The organism is Acinetobacter gerneri DSM 14967 = CIP 107464 = MTCC 9824, assembly GCF_000368565.1.
Lineage (GTDB): Bacteria > Pseudomonadota > Gammaproteobacteria > Pseudomonadales > Moraxellaceae > Acinetobacter > Acinetobacter gerneri.
The window spans coordinates 211,516-231,579 of record NZ_KB849543.1 but is presented as its reverse complement, the minus strand read 5'-3'; the positions used below and the strand labels follow the sequence as shown (position 1 = coordinate 231,579).

Genomic DNA, 20,064 nt, shown 5'->3' with positions numbered 1-20,064 from the left:
TCACCATTCATCACATACTCGGCGAAACCGAGCAATTTTTTTGCAAATCGACTTAGAAAAAATAAAGCCATGTTTTACTTTTTCTAAAGCGATGGACATCTATTATATATAAACTTATCTACGCTTCTCATATGTTGAAAATATGTATGCAAATCCAATCTTTTTTTTCGAAACACAGGTTTCTTAAATGCTAACATGAACTCAACACTCAATTGATTTTTTTGACACATACCTCCCATAAATTAGCGAAATACACTACTCTATTCATCTGCTATTATAGCTTGCAAACAATAAAATCTCTAATATAACCACTCATTTTGTCAAAATTTAAACAATAAAAAACGCACATCCAAAGATGTGCGTTTTTTTGTGTGCAAATTAACCTGCTTGGTCGAGCAACATGCTACGGATGTGACCGATCGCTTTTGTTGGATTCAAACCTTTAGGGCATACAGATACACAGTTCATAATACCTTTACAACGGAAAAGTGAGAATGGGTCGTCAAGACGAGCCAAACGCTCTTGAGTTGCTGTATCACGAGAATCGATAATGAAACGGTATGCATTCAACAATGCAGATGGACCTAAGAATTTATCAGGGTTCCACCAGAATGATGGGCATGAAGTTGAACAACATGCACAAAGAATACATTCATACAAACCATTCAAATGTTCGCGGTCTTCAGGAGATTGCAAACGCTCTCTAGGAGGAGCTGGCTGATTGTTAATCAAGAATGGGTGGATTTTGTCATATTGATCATAGAATTGGTTCATATCTACAACCAAATCTTTAACCACTGGTAAACCAGGCAACGGACGAATCACGATTGTTTCAGGTAAGTCATTCAAGTTTTGAAGACATGCCAAACCGTTTTTACCATTGATATTCACACCGTCAGAACCACAAATACCTTCACGGCATGAACGACGGAATGTCAAAGATTCATCTTGAACTTTAAGTGCAAGTAAAGCGTCAAGCAACATACGGTGCTTGTCAGTCAACTCTAACTTATAAGTTTGCATGTACGGTGCTTTATCCTTATCAGGATCATAGCGGTAGATTTCGAATGTACGAGTACCTCTACTCATCTTATTTCTCCCAATTAGAATGTACGTGGTTTAGGTGGAATTGGATCTACAAGTAATGGCTTATAGCGTACTGGTTTGTACTCTAAATGATTATCTGCAGAGAACCATAATGTATGTTTCATCCACTCATCGTCACGACGGCCGTACGGATAGTCTGCATGATCAGGTGGTAATTCATAATCTACCACTGTATGCGCACCACGGCATTCTTTACGTGCAGCAGCTGAAATCAATGTCGCTTTAGCAACTTCATACAAGTTTTCAACTTCTAAAGCTTCTACACGTGCTGTGTTAAATACTTTAGATTTGTCTTTCAAATGAATATTGCGGATACGTGGTTCAAGCGCAAGGATTTGTTTAACACCTTCGTCAAGCAATGCTTGAGTACGGAATACACCTGCGTGGTCTTGAACGATGTCACGAATTGCATCAGCAACGTCTTGAGCATTTTCACCAGTTGTAGAATCATCTAAATGACGAATACGTTTAACTGTATTTTCAAGAACTGTTGTAGGAAGTGGCAAATATTCATCACCGTGATGTTTAGTCACATAATCAATGATGTGTTCACCAGCAGCTTTACCAAATACAACCAAGTCAAGAAGTGAGTTAGTACCTAAACGGTTTGCACCGTGTACTGATACACAAGAACACTCACCAATCGCATAGAAACCTTTAACAGGTTTAGTAAAGTTACGACCGTCAGCATTTGTTGAGTAAACATCAGTTTCTTTATTGTAGTTAGCAACTAATTCTTGAGTTTCAGCGCTTTCTGGTACAACAACTTGACCATGAATATTCGTAGGAATACCACCCATTTGATAATGGATTGTTGGTACTACAGGAATTGGTTCTTTAGTGATGTCAACGTTTGCAAACTTCTTACCAATTTCAAATACTGATGGTAAGCGTTTCATAATGGTATCAGCACCCAAGTGAGTCATATCGAGAAGGATATAATCACCTTTAGGACCACAACCACGACCTTCTTTGATTTCTTGGTCCATAGAACGTGATACGAAGTCACGCGGTGCCAAGTCTTTCAAAGTTGGAGCATAACGTTCCATGAACGGTTCGCCGTCTTTGTTACGAAGGATTGCACCTTCACCACGACAACCTTCAGTAAGAAGTACACCAGCGCCCGCTACACCTGTAGGGTGGAATTGCCAGAATTCCATATCTTGTAATGGAATACCTGCACGAGCAGCCATACCAAGACCGTCACCAGTATTGATATAAGCGTTAGTAGATGCACGGTAAACACGACCCGCACCACCAGTAGCAAACAATGTTGCTTTTGCTTGGAATACTGCAATGTTACCTGTTTCTTGGTCAATTGCTGTTACACCAAGAACATCACCCTCTTCATTACGGATCAAATCTAATGCGATCCATTCAACGAAGAATTGAGTGCCCATTTTCACGTTGCTTTGATAAAGCGTATGAAGAAGTGCGTGACCTGTACGGTCAGCAGCAGCACAAGCACGTGGAACTGGTTTTTCACCATAGTTCGCAGCATGACCACCGAAAGGACGCTGATAGATCGTACCGTCTTTGTTACGGTCAAATGGCATACCTAAGTGTTCAAGCTCATATACAACTTGAGGTGCTTCACGCGTCATAAATTCGATCGCGTCTTGGTCACCTAACCAGTCAGAACCTTTAACTGTGTCATAGAAGTGATAGTGCCAGTTATCTTCTTGCATATTACCAAGAGATGCACCAATACCACCTTGAGCAGCAACAGTGTGAGAACGTGTAGGGAATACTTTAGTAAGAACTGCAACTTTCAAACCTGCTTGAGCAAGTTGATAAGAAGCACGCATACCAGAACCACCACCACCAACGATCACTGCATCGAAAGTTTGGTGTGGAATATTTGTATAATCTTCTTTAGGGGTTATAGCGCCCATGATATCTTCCTATCAATTCGCCCAAAAAATCTGGATAGCCCAGATTGCGTACGCAAAAACTGCAACGATCACTGCAGTAGTTAGCACTAGACGTAAGCCTGATGCTGAAGGACCCATTTGACGAGTAGTTACATAGTCAGTAAATACTTGCCACATGCCAATCCATGCGTGTGCGACTAGCGATAAGACTGCCAACAATGAAAATACTTTCATTGGCAGAGTCATCATAAAGCCTCTCCATTGTTCATAATCGAATCCACCATGACAGAGAATCCAACCGAACACCACAACAGTATAGACAGCCAATACGACTGCACTAACACGTTGGATATACCAATCGCGAGAACCTGATCCTGTTAATCCTGTAGCACTTTTCATTAGAACATAATCCATACAAAGGCTGCGACAATACCAACCGCAGATAAGATCAATGCAATTGTAGCTGCTACGCGACCACTTTGAAGTTCTTCATTGAACCCAAGGTCAGCGAGTAAATGTTTAATACCATTAACAAAGTGATAAATTAAACCGGCTACAAATACCCATACTATGAAACGTACAAGGAAATTACCGAATACTACGTTTTTAACGTAATCAAATCCTTCTGGTGAAGATAAAGACTTATCTAAGATCCATAAAAGAACTGGTACCAATAGAAATACGATTACACCTGAAAGACGGTGTAGAATTGATGCAATAGCCACGGGTGAGCGTAAATTTACCGCTAACACCTGACCCATGGACAAATTGACAGGTCTGTTGCTTTTCACAGCGGGCATCCTGTAAGTAAAAACTCCAGCTGGAGTTTGTTGGAATTAATTCGAAGGAAAGCTGGCATTGTTAGGCAAACAATACATGCCTAAACTTAAAACGACACTGAATTATAAAACGTCATTTTTTAAAATACAAACGATCACAATTCAGTTTTCACCAAAAAAACCGACAAATAAGAATCATTTACATTTAAAACATTGAAATTAATACACTATTCTCACATATCATTTCATTTAAAGCATTGAAATACAATGACTATAAATTTCATTTACAATTATCATCATGCGATTTTTCTATTTTTTTATTTTAAGACTAAAGCACAACATATTTTAAACAATCTTGTGAGCGCTATTTTATTTAGTCCTAATTAGACTGGTTTTCTCACATTTTCCCTTATTTAGGTTAAAAATTAAATATTATTTCCAAAAAAAATACCTATATAAACCGTTAATTATTTGACTTAGGCATTCATAAAAAGAAAGAACAACTTAGTGTGTGAATAAAATCTCAAATCATGATTTTCATCCCTTGTTTTGCACATTTTAACAGCGGAACATCACACAAATTAATGTGAGTTTGATTATTTTTTAAGCATTAAAAACTGAAGAAATGTCATTTTTTAATCAAATGCATTAAAAAGTGAAAAAATTTATTTCAGCATTTTTTATTTTGCAAAATTTGCTCTATTGAGTCGCAACAGCTTTGTAAGTTATCAGATTTAGTTAGTTTTAATTTGAAGTGAAAAGCTAGATTTCCTAGCAAACTCGCGCTGTCAAAGGGCAAATTGCTCGCAATTTAGCTTTTTTTTATAATTTTTTTTCTGCACCTAAATCTAAATTTGCCTTATTATACTGTTCCGTTACTGTGATTACTCGCTCATTTTACTCAAGGATTTAATGACTAACTCACTGTGAGGGCGTTATTTTTTAATCCATAAGTATAATTGACAAAATTTCAGTACTCACTAATCTAATAGCAATTTTTGATAGGTCTGACTCGTAGCATTACAATATGATTACTTTCGAGTCAGTTAATATATCCACCAGGACAGGAGATCTATTGAATGTCTGAAGCAACTGGCAAGAAAGCCGTTTTAGAGCTTGATGGCAAGAAAATTGAATTACCAATTTACAGCGGCACATTGGGCCCAGATGTAATCGACGTTAAAGATGTGTTGGCCTCTGGTCACTTTACTTTTGATCCTGGTTTTATGGCTACAGCATCTTGTGAGTCTAAAATCACTTTCATCGATGGTGACAAAGGTATTCTTTTACACCGTGGTTATCCAATTGATCAGCTAGCAACTCAAGCTTCTTACCTAGAAACTTGCTATTTATTGTTAAGCGGCGAACTTCCGACTGCTGAACAAAAAACTGATTTTGAAAACAAAGTTCGCAACCATACTATGGTTCATGACCAAGTTAGCCGTTTCTTCAATGGTTTCCGTCGTGACGCTCACCCTATGGCTGTAATGTGTGGTGTTGTTGGTGCTTTATCTGCGTTCTATCACAATGGTTTCGACGTTGAAAATGTTGATCATCGTGAAATCACTGCAGTTCGTTTAGTTGCGAAAATCCCAACTTTAGCTGCTTGGACTTATAAATATACAATCGGTCAACCATTTGTATATCCACGTAACGATTTAAGCTACGCTGAAAACTTCTTATACATGATGTTTGCAACTCCTGCAGACCGTGATTATAAAGTGAACCCTATCCTTGCTAAAGCAATGGATCGTATCTTCACTCTTCATGCTGACCACGAGCAAAACGCTTCTACTTCTACAGTACGTTTAGCTGGTTCTACTGGTGCTAACCCATACGCTTGTATCGCTGCGGGTATTGCTGCACTTTGGGGACCTGCTCACGGTGGTGCTAACGAAGCTGTTCTTAAGATGCTTGATGAAATCGGCTCTGTAGAAAATGTTGCTCCGTTCATGGAAAAAGTGAAAACTAAAGAAGTTAAACTTATGGGCTTCGGTCACCGAGTTTATAAAAACTTCGATCCACGTGCGAAAGTAATGAAAGAGACTTGTGACGAAGTGTTAAGCGCACTTGGTATCAACGATCCTCAATTAGAGCTTGCAATGGAACTTGAACGTATTGCACTTAGCGATCCGTACTTCATCGAACGTAAACTTTACCCGAACGTAGACTTCTACTCAGGTATCATCCTTAAAGCGATTGGTATCCCAACAGAAATGTTTACTGTAATCTTCGCTCTTGCACGTACTGTTGGTTGGATCAGCCACTGGTTAGAAATGCACAGCGGTCCTTACAAAATCGGTCGTCCACGTCAGCTTTATACTGGTTCTACTCAACGCGACATTAAACGTTAATTCGTTAGGCGTTTTGTTTAATCATAAAACCACCCTTTGGGGTGGTTTTTTATTGGATTACCGAGCCTATTTTATCAATACAGATAACTCTTTGATCAATAAATCCAAAACAAAACGAATACGACATGGTATAGACTTGGTCGCTTTCCAAACTAAACTTACATCAATTTGAAATCCTTGTGACTCTTGAAAGATTTCGAGCAACTCACCTTTAACTAACTCATCTTTAACCAACCAACTCGGAATCCATGCGATACCAAGCCCCTGTTTTGCTGCAACAATCAACGCGGGTAAATCATCAAGCTGAATTCGTCCTTTAGGCTGATAAATAAACATTTCGTCATTCTCATATAAATGCCATGAACGAATCCATTCACCTCTGCTATAAACCAATAAACTCTGCTGATCTAAATCAGAAATACACTGGATATTCGCCTGATCAAAATATGATTTAGAACAACACAAAACCATTTTTTGTACGCCAATTTGTCTGTTTTTTAAATCAAAACTATCTTTTAATTGGCCAGTACGTAGCGCAATATCATAACCTTGCTCATATAAGTCGACTAATTCATCTGAAAATGAAACTTGCATTTCAAGTTCTGGGTTATCCACTAAACTTTCGACCAAAATAGGCATAACACATTTTTGTCCCAATAAATGGGGAACACTTATTTTTACTTTTCCAATAGGTTTTAACGTATTTTGCTCAAAATAATACTGTGCACTTAGAATTTCATTTAAGGCACTTTTACAGTGTTGGTAAAATAACTCTCCCTCTAGCGTCAAATTCATTTTACGAGTCGTTCGATGAAATAGCTGAATATTTAAACGCTGCTCTAAGCGTGTCATCATTTTTGCAACTGCTGAACGAGACAAGTTTAACTTTTCGGCAGCTACTGAGAAATTTGCAGATTCAGCTACATAAACAAAGGCCTGTATTCCATTAAATTGATCAGTCATCTTAAATTTCAATTGGAGAAATATTTTCATCAATATGAGGAAAATTTACCCGATATTCAAGAACTGTTTATCAGTTATGCTTTTTATATCTTCCATATTGAGAAAAAAGCATGTTAAAGACAATCAAACAATGGGGCGTAAATCCCGACAGAACAAATGAACTTTTACAAATTGAAACGACATTACCTGCACTTGGAGAGAATCAAGTATTGGTAAAAGTAAATGCAGTATCTCTTAATTATCGAGATTTATTAGAAATAAATAATTTTGATCCAAAGAAAACACCAAAATCTTATGCCCTAGCTTCAGATATGGCAGGCGAAATCATCGAAATAGGCGCGAATATCAGTCAGTTTACTGTCGGTGATAAAGTCATTAATAGCTTTTTCAGTGAATGGATTAATGGTCATTTTCATGGAAAACTTGATCATATTATTGAAACTTTTGGTAGTAGTAAACTAAGCGGTGTCTTATCCGAATATCTTATTTTGTCTGAAAATCATCTAGTCAAAGCACCAAAAAATCTGAATGACATAGAATCTAGTACCTTAGCATGTGCCGCAGTTACTGCTTGGCAGGCTCTAATTGAAATCGGTCATCTCAAAGCAGGAGAAACCGTAGTCATTCAAGGTACAGGTGGAGTAGCAACTTTTGCCTTACAATTTGCCTTAGCACATGGTGCAAATTGCATCGTACTTTCTAGGGATGAGCATAAATTACAAAAATTAAGTCATCTGGGTGCATTTCATGCAATAAACACGACCATCACGCCTGACTGGCATAATGAAGTGTCCAAAATCACTCATGAATATGGTGCAGAGCATATCTTAGAATTGATATCAGGAGAAAATTTAAATAAGTCCCTATCCGCGATTAGCTTTCATGGAAAAATTTATATTATTGGCGTTTTGAGCAGTTTTGAAACTCAAATCAACATTCAACCCATGCTATTTAAACGGCCACAATTACACGGAATAGGCGTAGGTTCAAAACAAGTTTTACAAGATGTCGTTAAAGCAATTGAACTATTAAACATTAAACCTGTCATTGATCGGATCTACAGTTTTGATGAAATACCCGAGGCTTTTAAACACTTAAAAAAAGGTGCTTTAGGAAAAATTGTGATTGATTTCAACCAATAATAAATAATAAAAAGCCACTCATATCGAGTGGCTTCTTTTTGAAAATAATCAATTTTCAGTATGATAATGCTTCAAATTCATCTCTGATAATTCTTGCTTCAACTTTTTCAGTGACCATGGCCAAGCTGCAAAATTACGACCATTTTCATCTAAATAATACGACTTACATCCACCTGCATTAAACACTGTCGTCTGCAGTTGTTTTTGCACTTTTTCGTTATGTTTGCGAATCACATCTTTTTTGATTTCAAAACGTGTGAACTTATAATCACGCATTTTCAATAAACCATTGACGATATAATTCACTTGCGCTTCGGCAATACCAATAAATGAATCATAAACCAAAATATTTGGACCAAGCACCAAGAAAGCATTTGGGACATTTTCCAGACTTGTACCCAAATACGCCTCTGGAGAACTGTTCTTCCAAAGATCAGACAACAACTGCCCATTTGCATTACTGACCCGTTTTCCAATCGGTGGATGAGAAACTTCAAAGCCTGTTCCCCAAATAATCACATCAACTTCGTGCCGCTCACCATTGGCAGCAACGACTGTATTACCCTCAATTTCAACCAAGCCATGTGGAAGTAAACTGACATTATCCTGTTGTAAAGCGGGATAGTAGTTGTTTGCAAATAGTAGGCGTTTACAACCTATAGAGAAATTTGGGGTGACATCTTTACGCAATTGATCATCTTTGATCTGCAATTTTAGCAACTGTTTGCTCAAGAAATTGACAGGCTCAAGGACTTTAGGATTACGTAAACCAAAGTTAATCCCATTTAAAATTTGCGCTATGCTTTTACGCCAAGTTTCTTGGATGATTGGAAAACGTGAAATTACGCCCTTTGCAGTATCACTCAGTGGCATATCCGCTTTTGGTAAAACCCAAGGCGCGGTACGCTGAAACACGATCAGCTCTTTTGCTAAAGGTTGTACTTGCGGAATAAACTGAATTGCCGATGCTCCAGTTCCAATCACAGCCACACGTTTATCCGTCAAGTCATAATCATGATTCCAACGTGCCGAATGGAACATTTCCCCTTTAAAGGTTTCTATTCCTTTCAGTTTTGGCATAGAGGGTTCGGTAATCGGACCTGTGGTAAAAATCACTGTTTTCGCTTGGTATGGACCTTTGGATGTTTCTAGATTCCAAAGATGCTTTTTTTCATCCCATTTAGCACTTAACAATTCATTTTCGAATTCAATTTTTTCATTTAAATTATATTTTTCAGCCACATCTTCCAAATAGCTCAAAATTTCAGGCTGTTTGGCAAATAAATGACTCCATTTATGGCTCGGTGAAAATGAAAATGAATACAAAGCAGAAGGTACATCGCAGCCACAACCCGGATAATTATTATCGCGCCAAGTTCCACCTACTCGTGCTGCTTTTTCCAAAACAATATAGTTATCATAAGAAACTTGATTGAGCTGATATGCCGCAGCCAGCCCAGAGATCCCAGCTCCTACTATAATGGTATCGTATACATGCACAGGCGCTGCTTTTTTTGTAGCCGCTTGGCGTTTGCTTGTCGTGCTTGTTTTGGTCGCAGCTTTTTTTGATTCGGTTGTTGCCTGCTCAGTATCTTGAGATGCTGCCCCATTTTCACTTTGATTTTCTGTCAAATCCTGCGGATTTAGATCCAAAACAGTTTCATTCATCATGTTCAAATCTCATTATTGTTTTACATATTTAGCAAAAAATGGATAGCCTATACCCAACATTTTTGCATATAAGCTCGGCGAGGCACGCTTCATCCACCAAAATAACTTTGCGTCTGGTTGTGGAATGGTATATAGCTTGCCAGCGTCCAAATTATTTAAGGTTTTTTCTGCCACTGTATCACTAGTCGTAAATGCATGATTCATCAATAAATCATCCGCAATCCCAGCATATTGCTTAGGTAAGCGGCCATTTTTCATGATATTGGTTGGAACCAAAGTCGGACATAAAACATTGACGCGAATATTTGCACCACGTAGCTCTGCTGACAACGTTTCAGACAGTGCCAAAACACTAGACTTGGTCACGTTATAAGCCGTCATTTCTGGTGCAGCGGTATAACCTGCTGCCGAAGCGACATTGATAATTGCGCCATAACCTTGTTGTTTAAATTTCGGCACAAAATAATGACATCCATGAATCACTCCCCATAGATTGACATGCATACACCATTGCCAATCTTCAAGTGATAATTCATCAAATTTTCCACCCAGTCCAACACCTGCATTATTGATCAACAATGTCACAGGATGCTTCATCAATTTTTCAGCTTGCTCTGACAAAGCTTGTACTTGTTCTTTAATCCCAACATCACATTGCACAGCATAAGCTTTTGATGTTGTTTGATTTTGGATCAGTTCAACAGTATCTTCTGCAGCAGATAAATTGATATCTGCACAAACCACTGTGCCACCACGTTTTGCCAATTCAAGCGCAAAACTACGTCCAATCCCACTTCCCGCACCCGTTACAACAGCATAAGCTTGCTGACTGGCTTTTCTTTTTTTTGAGAAAATTCCCATATTTTCCAATTCCTTTTTATCGTTTTATACACGTAGTGCAGGTATAAATTCCTTCGTGAAATACGGTGCTAAAACGCCATTTTCAGGATTCAGCAAAGTTTCTTTGTAATATTCTAAAAATGCGGATGTGTCATGATCATTCGGATGAAAATCTGGACGCAAATAATCAAAAATGTGTTTAATAGAACTACCATAAACCCCATCTTTCAAACCAAAGATCAATTTGAAACTATGTGGAATATCTCGCCAATAGCTTAGGCTGATCAGATTTTTAGGATTGCGGTAAAAAGGAACCAAAATCGAAGCTGCAGAAATCAGTACTAATATCGTGATAAGTGCAGGGAAAAAACCTGCAACACGTAAGGCGTAATTATTGGATAAAGTCTGAAACACATCATAGGCAATATCTTTATGCTCAGATTCTTCGAGCATATGCCACATCCAAATCGCACGTTGCTTTTCATCTTGTGAGTCAAAGAAGATTTGTTCATGGTTCATCATATATTCAGCAAGTACTGCGGTAAAATGCTCAATACCTGCCATTAATGACAATTTCATCGGCTGTGGTAAACGGTTAAAACCATACTCAAAAACCCAACCTGCCCATGTTCTAAATAGCTTTACAGGTAAATCTACCTGCTCAAATGCATCATTTAGCTCATTATGCATTTTAGAATGGATCGCCTCTTGACCAATCAAAGACGTTACACGCTGTTTTAGCAAAGGATCTTTGATGAAATCACGATGATAACGAGCTGTATCAATCACCAGATCTTCCCCAAAAGTAAGGAAAATCGACAGTGATGCGAAATAAGCACTCGCCAACTCAGCATTCATATAAAATTTATAATCAATTTTTTGGGGTTCAAAATCGAATTTCATATGACGAATTGGAATAATTTCAGATTGTTTATCTAAGCTAAAAGGAGCTGAAGAAAACACTTTTGAAAATGCTTTTTTTAATGGCTGAGTAAGTAACATGGCTACACCCTTATTTGCCAATTTACCAGTCGATGCAAAAGCTAAACTCAAAGCGATTTACTGATAAAAAAGGCTCAAATATGACAATTTGATCAAAAATTACGTCGATTAGCATAATTTTCCATTGGCATAAATTATCTAGGGAATGTGCAAAAAATGACTTTTATTTAAATTGTCTAACAATATACTGCTTAATTTTTCTTAATAAGCCAAACGATATCATTATGGGACATTTAACTTTTCTTAAAATATTTAAATACTCATTTGAATTGCATTTTATAAACTATTTGCTACAACATAGACAATGACGATTGTTTTTATTTTTTGCTCAAAGCTGTCAATTAAAACGATGCTTTCATACAACAATTCTAACGAATTTGCAGTTCATGCATGATTGCTTTATTTTATTATTCCAGCACTTAGATTTTTAAGATATAGTTAACTATAAATTTAAGATGATAGAGAATGATATTATATTCATGATATTTATATTCGATGATTTCTAAGATTTTATAAACTGCCTTTTTCATTTGAATTTTTCTAAAAAAATTCAGTATATCGCTGTTGTATAATCTCATTATTACCAACATGAGTGCTATATATCGTGTTTTACTTGCTTTTGATATTGACCAAGATATTGAAAATCAATCAATTTAAGTATCGTTATCTCACTGAAAACGAGATCAGATTGGCACGCACAGTATTTTCAGATCTTATTGATTATCAAAAGGTTATCATTATGAATCAGCCCTACTTACCATGGCAGCCTGTTGGGGTATTTATGGCACCGAATGGCTATATTCATGTCAAAGATGCAAATTATAGTTTTGACTATGCTAAAGAGAATCTAGGCTACCAAAGTGTCTTTATCCATGAACTCACTCATGTCTACCAGCATCAACAAAAAATCAATGTTCTGTTAAAAGGTGCACTTTTACAAATTGCCTACCATTTAAGTTTTAAAAAATATAATCCTTACCAATATGAACTAACTGACAACAAAGCTTTTTTTGATTATAATATTGAGCAACAAGGTGATATTGCAAAAGATATTTTCTTGAAAAAGATTAAGAATATCATTCTAAACACGTAATAAAAATTTGATCTTTTAGATTTTTTTCAATTTTTGTACTCGCTATTGTATAACTTGGAAACAAAACAATCGAATTCAAGTATAATTTTAAAACTATGTAAGATTTATCTACCAAAAATTACTTTTTTAAGTATATTGTTTTATAGATTTTACATACATAAAATGTTGTAATTCGATGATCGCATTATAACTCTAGCATCTAAATTTTTTTTAGATAAAATACACAGAGTTTATAAGTTTTTGCTGTGCGAAAGATCAGATTTATAAATCTATCCTTGTTTAAATTTTTATATGGTTTTTGTTTTTTTATTGCGTGACCAAATGCACAAAGTTGAATAATTATTCTATAAAATCAATGTATTGTGTATATTTTACCTATAGGAATAGGACTTAATTTAGATGAAAAGTTTTAAGATTGCCCTTGCGCAATTCTCTCCGCATATTGGCAATGTAGAGTCAAATGTTCAAAAAATGATTGATCAAGTAAATTCGGCTAAAAAACAAAATGCTGATTTAATCATTTTTCCTGAACTTGCTACCGTTGGTTATCCAGCAGAAGACTTGTTTTTACGCCCAAGTTTATCTAAGCGTACTCTTCAAGCATTTGAACAATTAAGTCTAGTCAAAGATATTGTGATGGTTTTCGGTTTTGTTCATCAAGCTGAAGACGGTCATCGTTATAATTCTGCTGCGGTAATGAAAGATGGGCAGGTCTTAGGAATTTACAATAAACAAAACTTGCCAAATTATAGCGTTTTTGATGAAAAGCGTTATTTTAATGAAGGCCATCAGCACTTAGTTTTTGAGTATTTAGGTCATAAATTTGGTGTGTTAATCTGTGAAGATGTTTGGTCGTTAAATACCGTCCAACAACTTTCTCAATTAAATGTTGAAACTGCACTTGTGCTCAATGCCTCTCCTTATGAAGTAGGCAAACCTCAACATCGTGTTGCAACTTTGACTGAGTTATCAAAACAACTCAATCTAAACTTGGTTTATGTCAACCAAGTGGGTGGTCAAGATGATTTGATTTTTGATGGCACAAGCTTTGTACTTAACAAAGACGGCACTGTTGCACTTCAAGCTGCGAGCTTTAAAGAAGATTTATTCATCGTCGATTATGATGCTGAACAAAAATTCTATAAAGTTCATGATTCTGCTCCTGCTCTCTCTACGATGGCTGAAATTTATCAAGGCTTAGTTTTAGCAACACGTGATTATGTTCAGCGTTCAGGCTTCCCAGGTGTAATCTTAGGTTTATCTGGCGGCATTGACTCAGCACTGACTTTAGCGATTGCTGTAGATGCTTTAGGTGCAGATAAAGTTCAAGCTGTGATGATGCCTTATACTTACACTTCACAAATCAGTGTAGAAGATGCAACTGAGCAAGCAAAACGTATGGGTGTGACTTTTGGTATCGCTGAAATTCATCCGATCGTAAATAGCTTTATGCAAACGCTTTACCCATTCTTTGGCAATTCACCTGCTGATGCAACTGAAGAAAATCTACAGGCACGTGCGCGTGGCACCTTGTTGATGGGCTTATCAAATAAATTTGGCAATCTCGTTTTATCTACTGGTAACAAGTCAGAGTTAGCTGTGGGTTATTGCACACTTTATGGTGATATGGTGGGTGGATTTGCAGTACTTAAAGATGTGTATAAAACCATCGTATTTGAGTTAGCAAAATACCGTAACAGCTTAGAAGAAACACCTGTTATTCCTGAACGTGTGATTACTCGCCCACCTTCAGCAGAGCTACGTCCTGACCAAAAAGATCAAGACTCATTACCCGCTTATGATGTGCTTGATGCAATTTTATATGCTTATATCGAAGATGATCTTAGCCAAGATGACATCATTGCAAAAGGCTTTGACAAAGAAGTGGTTGAAAAAGTCATTCGCCTAGTTGATCGTAATGAATATAAACGTCGTCAAGGTGCAATCGGTCCTCGCATCACTTCACGTGCATTTAGCCGTGAACGTCGCTATCCGATTGTAAATGGTTGGAAGCCAGGTATCTAAATACCTAAACTCTAGACATAAAAAAGCCCAAGAAAAATCTTGGGTTTTTTTATGGGAGAGCGCTGTAAAAATATACGCTAAGGAAAGTAATTATTCTATATAAAAAAAGAGACCATGCGGTGAGCATGGTCTATGAAAATGGTGGCTATGACTGGACTTGAACCTGTGACCCCAGCATTATGAGTGCTGTGCTCTAACCAACTGAGCTACATAGCCGTAAACTGTGTGCGCATTATCTTAGCTAATCTGCTGATCGTCAAGCACCTAGGCACTCTAATGATCATGCTTTATACAAATAAAATCTATATGACTAAAAATAATACATATTGCTTTGATTTTATTGTGCTAAATCAATATTTTTTCTAAGATGAAAGACTAGCTTCCATGCATAAGAAAGATGGAACACGCATGATAAATTCGAGAAGATTAAAATGAAAAAGAACATGATTAATTTTAAAATGTTCAGCCTTGGACTAAGTGTAATGAGCTTGAGTGCCTGTCAAATGGTCAGCCCGATATTTGTAGATTACAACGGCGTTCGTAGAGATGTTGCAACGTGGATCAATCAACAACAGTTACTCAGCATGCAACAAAAGCGGAGCTTAGTTCAGTTAAGTAAAGCACAGCAACAATTGTATCGTCTTGATCAAATGGATGAATCTCAAAAATTTCAAGTCGCAAAAGACAATGCTGCAGCTATGCACTGCGCGCATAAATATCTAACACCACATAAAATTGATCAGTTACAAAATGTCATTTTTACAGATGATAAAACTGAAATTTTATCTAAATATTCAAATGAATTACCAAAAATCAAATTGGATGAAAAATCAATCATATGTGAATGAAAATTCAAATAGCAATATTGCTTATCAGCCGTCTAACCTGATAAAAGGCTGAGCACAAACATTTGTTTTTATTTATATTTTATAAAAATAAAACATTTGGCTTCGTATAAGCATGGAATATTTTTAAAATAAAGTTTATTTTAATCTTGATATGCTTTACTAACAAAATATTGAAAAATCTATAATTAATTCGCCATAGGTCAAAAGATGCAGCTCACACATGACATCGCCGGATTTGGACGTCGTTTTTTTGCTTTTCTAATCGACACTATACTATTGATTATCTTTAGTTTTATAGTGTTTTATTGTATAGGCGATCGTTTTTACCACATGCCAGCCCTGTTTATCAGTTTGGGTTTTATCTTGATTTTATTGTATTTTGGCATTATGGACAGTCGTATTACAGAAGGTAAAACCTTTGGTAAAAGTATGCTCGGACTTCGAGTCGTACATACAGACAATCAATATCTGGGTCTATTCCCTGCCTTCATTCGATCTACGATTTTTCTGATTCCCATCTGTTTATCATCGTTTTATTACTGGATAGATCAACAAAATATTAAGCTGATATTGATTGTTATTTTTTCAGGGTTAGCCTCATCTTCATGCTATTTATTTATCTTCAATCGACACAGCAAACAAGCACTGCATGATTTAGTGGTCAAAAGTATTGTTATTGATCAAGAAAAACCAGCTGCTTATGAAAAGGAAATCTGGAAATTCCATTATCTTTTTCTCGTTCTCTTTGTGTGTAGCGTCCTATTTTCTCGAATTTCACCTTTGATCGCGCAAAATAATAATCCAACCTTATCGACACTGATCCAAGATGTTCATGAGAAAAATCCTGAGATTATTCATGTGAGAGCTAAAACATTAAAACAAGATCATGGGCAGTATGATGTTGCTTTAAGTGTTTACGCAGATCGCCCTGAACTCGTTGAAGATCCAAATTTTGAAAAGCGCTTAATACAATCTTTAAATCCACAAGATTTCAAAAATATTCAGCATATTAGCTTTAAAATCAACTCGATTGCTCAGTTTGGTTTTTATGTCTCTTTGCATCAAAAAGAATATACCTTATCAATGAAAGACTTTCCTAAATAACGCTCAAAACAAACTGTATTCTCATTTCTGTATAAATTTAATCTGAAATGAATCAAAGTGTAGTATTTAATGCTACACTTTTTTTTATATTTTTTTGACATATTTATAAATTAAAAATTGGGAACATTATGTTATTAGAACATGCGATTGCAGGGTTTTGGAAAAGAAGTCTAGCCTTTATCATTGATCTTATTTTGGTTGGCATCATCGGGTTTTGTATCGTTTTATTATTGGGTGATTTTTATTACCGACATCCAGTACTACTTTCCCTACTCGGTTACTTACTGACATTACCTTATTTTATGATCGGTGATAGTTATATACTACAAGGTCAAACTTTAGGTAAAAAATTACTAAATATCAATGTTGCGACAGCTGATCAAAAGTTTTTGAGTTTAAAGCAGGCTTTTATTCGTAGCAGTATTCTACTGCTCATATTCTGTTTTAATACGCTACATTTTTATATTGAGAATGAGATTTTGCGTCTATCGATCCAAACATTTTTAGCTGTTTTGGCTGCGACGTTTGGGTATCTATATATTTTTAACCGCCATACACGCCAAACTTTGCACGATCTTTTAGTCAAAAGCTATGTATTTGACCAAAAATCACCAGTGACTGAAGTAGAAAAAATTTGGAAATATCACTATTTATTTCTTGTTATTTTTATCGGATTGAATATCACAGGAATCGTTGTTCCATATCAAGAAAGCCGCGTAGACCCCGTTGCAATCAAAGTAAATCAGCTATTTGCCCATTCTAAAGATATATTACAAATCAAAACTGGGAAATATTCATCGAAAGGCACACCGATTCACACATTACAATTTATCGTCCCCAATCCTGATTTAGTCAATAGCAGTGAATTTGAGCAATATGTTCACAGTACTTTGCAAACACAAATGCCTGAGCTTTTCACAGGACAACAACGTGTTGAAATGCAGTTTTTTAGTGGAGCTCAATTTGGGATTTATTATCAATATTTTAGTAAATGGGTCAAACCAGAAGAGATTTAAACACTAAAGATCCTCTGCTTCAATTAAGTTAAAGCACTTTGAATATCCTGATATTCAAAGTGCTAATATATTGTAACTAAAGGAAATGTCATGATTTTTAATATCATATAAAATTTTATATGGCTGCTTTAAATCAACGTATCGCTATAAGTGAAATAGTGCAAAATAAGCCGAAAATTATATAAAAATGATCGAATTTAGCTAAATTGACTTTATTTTAAATAAAAAAAGACCACGTTTTGGAACGTGGTCTATAAAAATGGTGGCTATGACTGGACTTGAACCTGTGACCCCAGCATTATGAGTGCTGTGCTCTAACCAACTGAGCTACATAGCCAAAAAACTGTGCGCGCATTATCAACCGTAAAGGCTGATACGTCAAGCACTAAATACAAGAAAATTCATTTGAAGTGAGCCGATAAGCCGGGTTCTGTCGTGAACGATCATTCCTCTAGGCGTACAATCACTCATACGCTCCAGCGACCTACCCGAATCCAGCACGGGCCGTGCCTCAGGATTCCTATTTGGTCTTGCTTCTGGTGGGGTTTACCATGCCATGAACTGTTACCAGCCATGCGGTGCGCTCTTACCGCACCCTTTCACCCTTACCTTCCATTTTCTTAAAAAGAAAATGATCATGAAGGCGGTCTACTCTCTGCTGCACTTTCCGTCGGCTCACGCCGCCCAGGCGTTACCTGGCACCTTGCCCTATGAAGCCCGGACTTTCCTCCCCTGCTTCAATCACGGAGATTTCCACAGCAGCGATCGTCTGGCTCACTTCGGGGCGAATATTAACAAATTTTTGAGCTAATTGCTTGCGCTTTTTTGAGCAATCAGTTTTTTATACTTTGCCATCAAGTCATCTTGCGATTCCTCATGATTTGGATCAAGCGGAATACAATCTACAGGACAAAATAGCTGACACTGCGGCTCATCATGATGCCCAACGCATTCAGTACATAAACTTGGGTTAATCTCATAGATCAACTCCCCCATGAAAATAGCTTCATTGGGGCAGACAGGTTCACATACATCACAATTGATGCATTCATCTGTTATATATAAAGACACTCTACCAACCTTGTTGATGTTTGCGCTTAAAGGCTTCGACAACAGCTTGTGGAACAAACTTATGTACATCTCCATTTAAGCGTGCGATTTCGCGTACCAATGTTGATGAGATAAATGAATATTGTTCTGATGGGGTCAAAAATACCGCTTCAAATTTTGAGTCCAATTGACGATTCATATTTGCCAATTGAAATTCGTATTCAAAATCAGAAACTGCACGTAGTCCACGAAGCACTGCTGTTGCATTTTGTTCGTGGAAAAAATTGACCAATAAACCATCAAAACCGACAAATTCAACATTGGACAAATGACCCAATGACGCTTTTGCGAGCTCGACACGTTCATCTAGACTAAACACTGGATTTTTATGATGTCCGATTGCGATTGCAACCACGACTTCATCAAACATTTTTGCTGCCCGATTTACCAAATCTACATGTCCATTTGTAATAGGGTCAAAAGTTCCAGGATAGATGACACGAGTTTTAGACATCCATTTATACTCTAATTAGTTTTGTAGGCTTATATCTTAACAAAAAAGTTAATTTTTTAGTAAAAAAGCATGATCTATAAAAACGATAAACAGGAAAACTCTTCACCTTAAGCGCACTTTGGGGCACAATAAGCATAACTTTGGAATTTGATGATTATGGCGAAAGTAGCAGTCGTTAAAAAAAATAATGGTGGAACTATTGCGCAAAATAAGCGCGCGCGCCACGATTATTTTATTGAAGAAAAATTTGAAGCAGGCATGGCATTGCTTGGCTGGGAAGTTAAATCTTTACGTGCAGGTCGCATGAGTTTAACTGAGAGCTATATTATTTTTAAAAATGGCGAAGCCTATCTTTTCGGCGCACAAATTCAGCCATTGCTTTCAGCTTCTACTCATATCGTTCCTGAAGCAACACGTACTCGTAAGCTTTTGCTTTCGCGTCGCCAAATTGAACAATTGATGGGTGCTGTTAACCAAAAAGGTTATTCTTGTGTACCTCTTGCATGCTATTGGAAAGGTCGTTTGGTCAAACTCGAAATTGCCTTGGTTAAAGGTAAACAATTGCATGACAAACGTGCGACCGAGAAAGATCGTGATTGGCAACGTGATAAAGCACGTTTATTTCACAAGTAAAAGCATCGAAACAGATACTCAGTAAACCTCCTCATTTGGAGGTTTATTT

The 20,064-nt window shown here is 36.8% G+C and carries 18 protein-coding genes, 2 tRNA genes and 1 other RNA gene; 8 read left to right on the top strand and 13 right to left on the bottom strand.

Annotation, left to right across the window (positions count from 1 at the left end; genetic code table 11):
- Nucleotides 1-378: 378 nt before the first annotated feature.
- The 4 genes from F960_RS09490 to sdhC are packed head-to-tail and all read right to left on the bottom strand — an operon-like array spanning nucleotide 379 to nucleotide 3,781.
- Nucleotides 379-1,089, bottom strand: coding sequence for a succinate dehydrogenase iron-sulfur subunit (locus F960_RS09490; RefSeq protein ID WP_004863226.1), 711 nt, complete (start codon nucleotides 1,087-1,089; stop codon nucleotides 379-381).
- Nucleotides 1,090-1,103: 14 nt separating this feature from the next.
- Entirely contained in the window at nucleotides 1,104-3,002 is a 1,899-nt protein-coding gene (locus tag F960_RS09485; protein WP_004863223.1) for an FAD-binding protein, read from the bottom strand.
- A gap of 12 nt (nucleotides 3,003-3,014) precedes the next feature.
- A complete protein-coding gene (sdhD, locus tag F960_RS09480) occupies nucleotides 3,015-3,380 on the bottom strand; it encodes a succinate dehydrogenase, hydrophobic membrane anchor protein (protein ID WP_004863221.1) in 366 nt (121 codons plus the stop codon).
- Nucleotides 3,380-3,781 (bottom strand): succinate dehydrogenase, cytochrome b556 subunit, encoded by a 402-nt coding sequence (gene sdhC, locus F960_RS09475; RefSeq protein WP_042073155.1) that lies wholly within the window; start codon nucleotides 3,779-3,781, stop codon nucleotides 3,380-3,382. The genes sdhD and sdhC overlap by 1 nt, the downstream gene beginning before the upstream one ends.
- 1,058 nt (nucleotides 3,782-4,839) lie before the next feature.
- Between sdhC and gltA the strand changes: the two genes are divergently transcribed.
- Nucleotides 4,840-6,114, top strand: a complete 1,275-nt coding sequence (gltA, locus tag F960_RS09470; RefSeq protein WP_004863218.1) for a citrate synthase — start codon at nucleotides 4,840-4,842, stop codon at nucleotides 6,112-6,114.
- 66 nt (nucleotides 6,115-6,180) lie between these two features.
- Here gltA and F960_RS09465 read toward each other — a convergent pair whose 3' ends face one another.
- Nucleotides 6,181-7,077, bottom strand: coding sequence for a LysR family transcriptional regulator (locus tag F960_RS09465; protein ID WP_004863217.1), 897 nt, complete (start codon nucleotides 7,075-7,077; stop codon nucleotides 6,181-6,183).
- A 110-nt stretch (nucleotides 7,078-7,187) separates the two neighbouring features.
- Between F960_RS09465 and F960_RS09460 the strand changes: the two genes are divergently transcribed.
- Nucleotides 7,188-8,219, top strand: coding sequence for a zinc-dependent alcohol dehydrogenase family protein (locus tag F960_RS09460; protein ID WP_004863214.1), 1,032 nt, complete (start codon nucleotides 7,188-7,190; stop codon nucleotides 8,217-8,219).
- Nucleotides 8,220-8,267: 48 nt separating this feature from the next.
- Here F960_RS09460 and F960_RS09455 read toward each other — a convergent pair whose 3' ends face one another.
- Genes F960_RS09455 through F960_RS09445 form a run of 3 tightly spaced genes read right to left on the bottom strand, consistent with a single transcriptional unit; the run spans nucleotide 8,268 to nucleotide 11,732 of the window.
- Nucleotides 8,268-9,890 (bottom strand): flavin-containing monooxygenase, encoded by a 1,623-nt coding sequence (locus tag F960_RS09455; RefSeq protein WP_004863212.1) that lies wholly within the window; start codon nucleotides 9,888-9,890, stop codon nucleotides 8,268-8,270.
- Nucleotides 9,891-9,902: 12 nt separating this feature from the next.
- The gene (locus tag F960_RS09450) at nucleotides 9,903-10,751 is read right to left on the bottom strand and encodes an SDR family NAD(P)-dependent oxidoreductase (RefSeq protein ID WP_004863210.1); all 849 of its coding nucleotides are present in this window, start codon (nucleotides 10,749-10,751) and stop codon (nucleotides 9,903-9,905) included.
- A gap of 24 nt (nucleotides 10,752-10,775) precedes the next feature.
- The gene (locus F960_RS09445) at nucleotides 10,776-11,732 is read right to left on the bottom strand and encodes a metal-dependent hydrolase (RefSeq protein WP_004863209.1); all 957 of its coding nucleotides are present in this window, start codon (nucleotides 11,730-11,732) and stop codon (nucleotides 10,776-10,778) included.
- Nucleotides 11,733-12,333: 601 nt separating this feature from the next.
- On the opposite strand from F960_RS09445, the gene F960_RS09440 reads away from it, so the two are divergent.
- Both F960_RS09440 and F960_RS09435 read left to right on the top strand, forming a co-directional pair.
- On the top strand, nucleotides 12,334-12,825 hold the full coding sequence (locus F960_RS09440) for a hypothetical protein (RefSeq protein ID WP_035372822.1): 492 nt from the start codon (nucleotides 12,334-12,336) through the stop codon (nucleotides 12,823-12,825).
- A 399-nt stretch (nucleotides 12,826-13,224) separates the two neighbouring features.
- Nucleotides 13,225-14,850, top strand: coding sequence for an NAD+ synthase (locus F960_RS09435; protein WP_004863205.1), 1,626 nt, complete (start codon nucleotides 13,225-13,227; stop codon nucleotides 14,848-14,850).
- A gap of 139 nt (nucleotides 14,851-14,989) precedes the next feature.
- On the opposite strand, the gene F960_RS09430 is transcribed toward F960_RS09435, so the two are convergent.
- Nucleotides 14,990-15,066, bottom strand: a tRNA-Met gene (locus F960_RS09430).
- Between the two features lie 227 nt (nucleotides 15,067-15,293).
- On the opposite strand from F960_RS09430, the gene F960_RS09425 reads away from it, so the two are divergent.
- The 3 genes from F960_RS09425 to F960_RS09415 all read left to right on the top strand — a co-directional run bounded on the left by F960_RS09425 (nucleotide 15,294) and on the right by F960_RS09415 (nucleotide 17,818).
- Entirely contained in the window at nucleotides 15,294-15,698 is a 405-nt protein-coding gene (locus tag F960_RS09425) for a hypothetical protein (protein WP_171066261.1), read from the top strand.
- A gap of 207 nt (nucleotides 15,699-15,905) precedes the next feature.
- The gene (locus tag F960_RS09420; protein ID WP_004863202.1) at nucleotides 15,906-16,802 is read left to right on the top strand and encodes an RDD family protein; all 897 of its coding nucleotides are present in this window, start codon (nucleotides 15,906-15,908) and stop codon (nucleotides 16,800-16,802) included.
- A 128-nt stretch (nucleotides 16,803-16,930) separates the two neighbouring features.
- On the top strand, nucleotides 16,931-17,818 hold the full coding sequence (locus F960_RS09415) for an RDD family protein (RefSeq protein ID WP_004863200.1): 888 nt from the start codon (nucleotides 16,931-16,933) through the stop codon (nucleotides 17,816-17,818).
- A gap of 260 nt (nucleotides 17,819-18,078) precedes the next feature.
- Here F960_RS09415 and F960_RS09410 read toward each other — a convergent pair.
- From F960_RS09410 to coaD, 4 genes are all read right to left on the bottom strand, one after another.
- Nucleotides 18,079-18,155, bottom strand: a tRNA-Met gene (locus tag F960_RS09410).
- 66 nt (nucleotides 18,156-18,221) lie between these two features.
- Nucleotides 18,222-18,599: RNase P RNA component class A (gene rnpB / locus F960_RS21545), an RNA gene on the bottom strand.
- 26 nt (nucleotides 18,600-18,625) lie between these two features.
- Entirely contained in the window at nucleotides 18,626-18,889 is a 264-nt protein-coding gene (locus tag F960_RS09405; protein ID WP_004863198.1) for a YfhL family 4Fe-4S dicluster ferredoxin, read from the bottom strand.
- A gap of 1 nt (nucleotide 18,890) precedes the next feature.
- On the bottom strand, nucleotides 18,891-19,382 hold the full coding sequence (gene coaD, locus F960_RS09400) for a pantetheine-phosphate adenylyltransferase (RefSeq protein WP_004863195.1): 492 nt from the start codon (nucleotides 19,380-19,382) through the stop codon (nucleotides 18,891-18,893).
- Between the two features lie 156 nt (nucleotides 19,383-19,538).
- On the opposite strand from coaD, the gene smpB reads away from it, so the two are divergent.
- Entirely contained in the window at nucleotides 19,539-20,015 is a 477-nt protein-coding gene (gene smpB / locus F960_RS09395) for an SsrA-binding protein SmpB (protein WP_035372820.1), read from the top strand.
- Nucleotides 20,016-20,064 lie beyond the last annotated feature (49 nt).

What these genes read in the sequence shown, in the direction of transcription:
- F960_RS09490 (WP_004863226.1), bottom strand. Translation starts at nt 1,089, where the DNA reads ATGAGTAGAGGTACTCGTACATTCGAAATCTACCGCTATGATCCTGAT.
- F960_RS09485 (WP_004863223.1), bottom strand. Translation starts at nt 3,002, where the DNA reads ATGGGCGCTATAACCCCTAAAGAAGATTATACAAATATTCCACACCAA.
- sdhD (WP_004863221.1), bottom strand. Translation starts at nt 3,380, where the DNA reads ATGAAAAGTGCTACAGGATTAACAGGATCAGGTTCTCGCGATTGGTAT.
- sdhC (WP_042073155.1), bottom strand. Translation starts at nt 3,781, where the DNA reads ATGCCCGCTGTGAAAAGCAACAGACCTGTCAATTTGTCCATGGGTCAG.
- gltA (WP_004863218.1), top strand. Translation starts at nt 4,840, where the DNA reads ATGTCTGAAGCAACTGGCAAGAAAGCCGTTTTAGAGCTTGATGGCAAG.
- F960_RS09465 (WP_004863217.1), bottom strand. Translation starts at nt 7,077, where the DNA reads ATGACTGATCAATTTAATGGAATACAGGCCTTTGTTTATGTAGCTGAA.
- F960_RS09460 (WP_004863214.1), top strand. Translation starts at nt 7,188, where the DNA reads ATGTTAAAGACAATCAAACAATGGGGCGTAAATCCCGACAGAACAAAT.
- F960_RS09455 (WP_004863212.1), bottom strand. Translation starts at nt 9,890, where the DNA reads ATGATGAATGAAACTGTTTTGGATCTAAATCCGCAGGATTTGACAGAA.
- F960_RS09450 (WP_004863210.1), bottom strand. Translation starts at nt 10,751, where the DNA reads ATGGGAATTTTCTCAAAAAAAAGAAAAGCCAGTCAGCAAGCTTATGCT.
- F960_RS09445 (WP_004863209.1), bottom strand. Translation starts at nt 11,732, where the DNA reads ATGTTACTTACTCAGCCATTAAAAAAAGCATTTTCAAAAGTGTTTTCT.
- F960_RS09435 (WP_004863205.1), top strand. Translation starts at nt 13,225, where the DNA reads ATGAAAAGTTTTAAGATTGCCCTTGCGCAATTCTCTCCGCATATTGGC.
- F960_RS09425 (WP_171066261.1), top strand. Translation starts at nt 15,294, where the DNA reads ATGATTAATTTTAAAATGTTCAGCCTTGGACTAAGTGTAATGAGCTTG.
- F960_RS09420 (WP_004863202.1), top strand. Translation starts at nt 15,906, where the DNA reads ATGCAGCTCACACATGACATCGCCGGATTTGGACGTCGTTTTTTTGCT.
- F960_RS09415 (WP_004863200.1), top strand. Translation starts at nt 16,931, where the DNA reads ATGTTATTAGAACATGCGATTGCAGGGTTTTGGAAAAGAAGTCTAGCC.
- coaD (WP_004863195.1), bottom strand. Translation starts at nt 19,382, where the DNA reads ATGTCTAAAACTCGTGTCATCTATCCTGGAACTTTTGACCCTATTACA.
- smpB (WP_035372820.1), top strand. Translation starts at nt 19,539, where the DNA reads ATGGCGAAAGTAGCAGTCGTTAAAAAAAATAATGGTGGAACTATTGCG.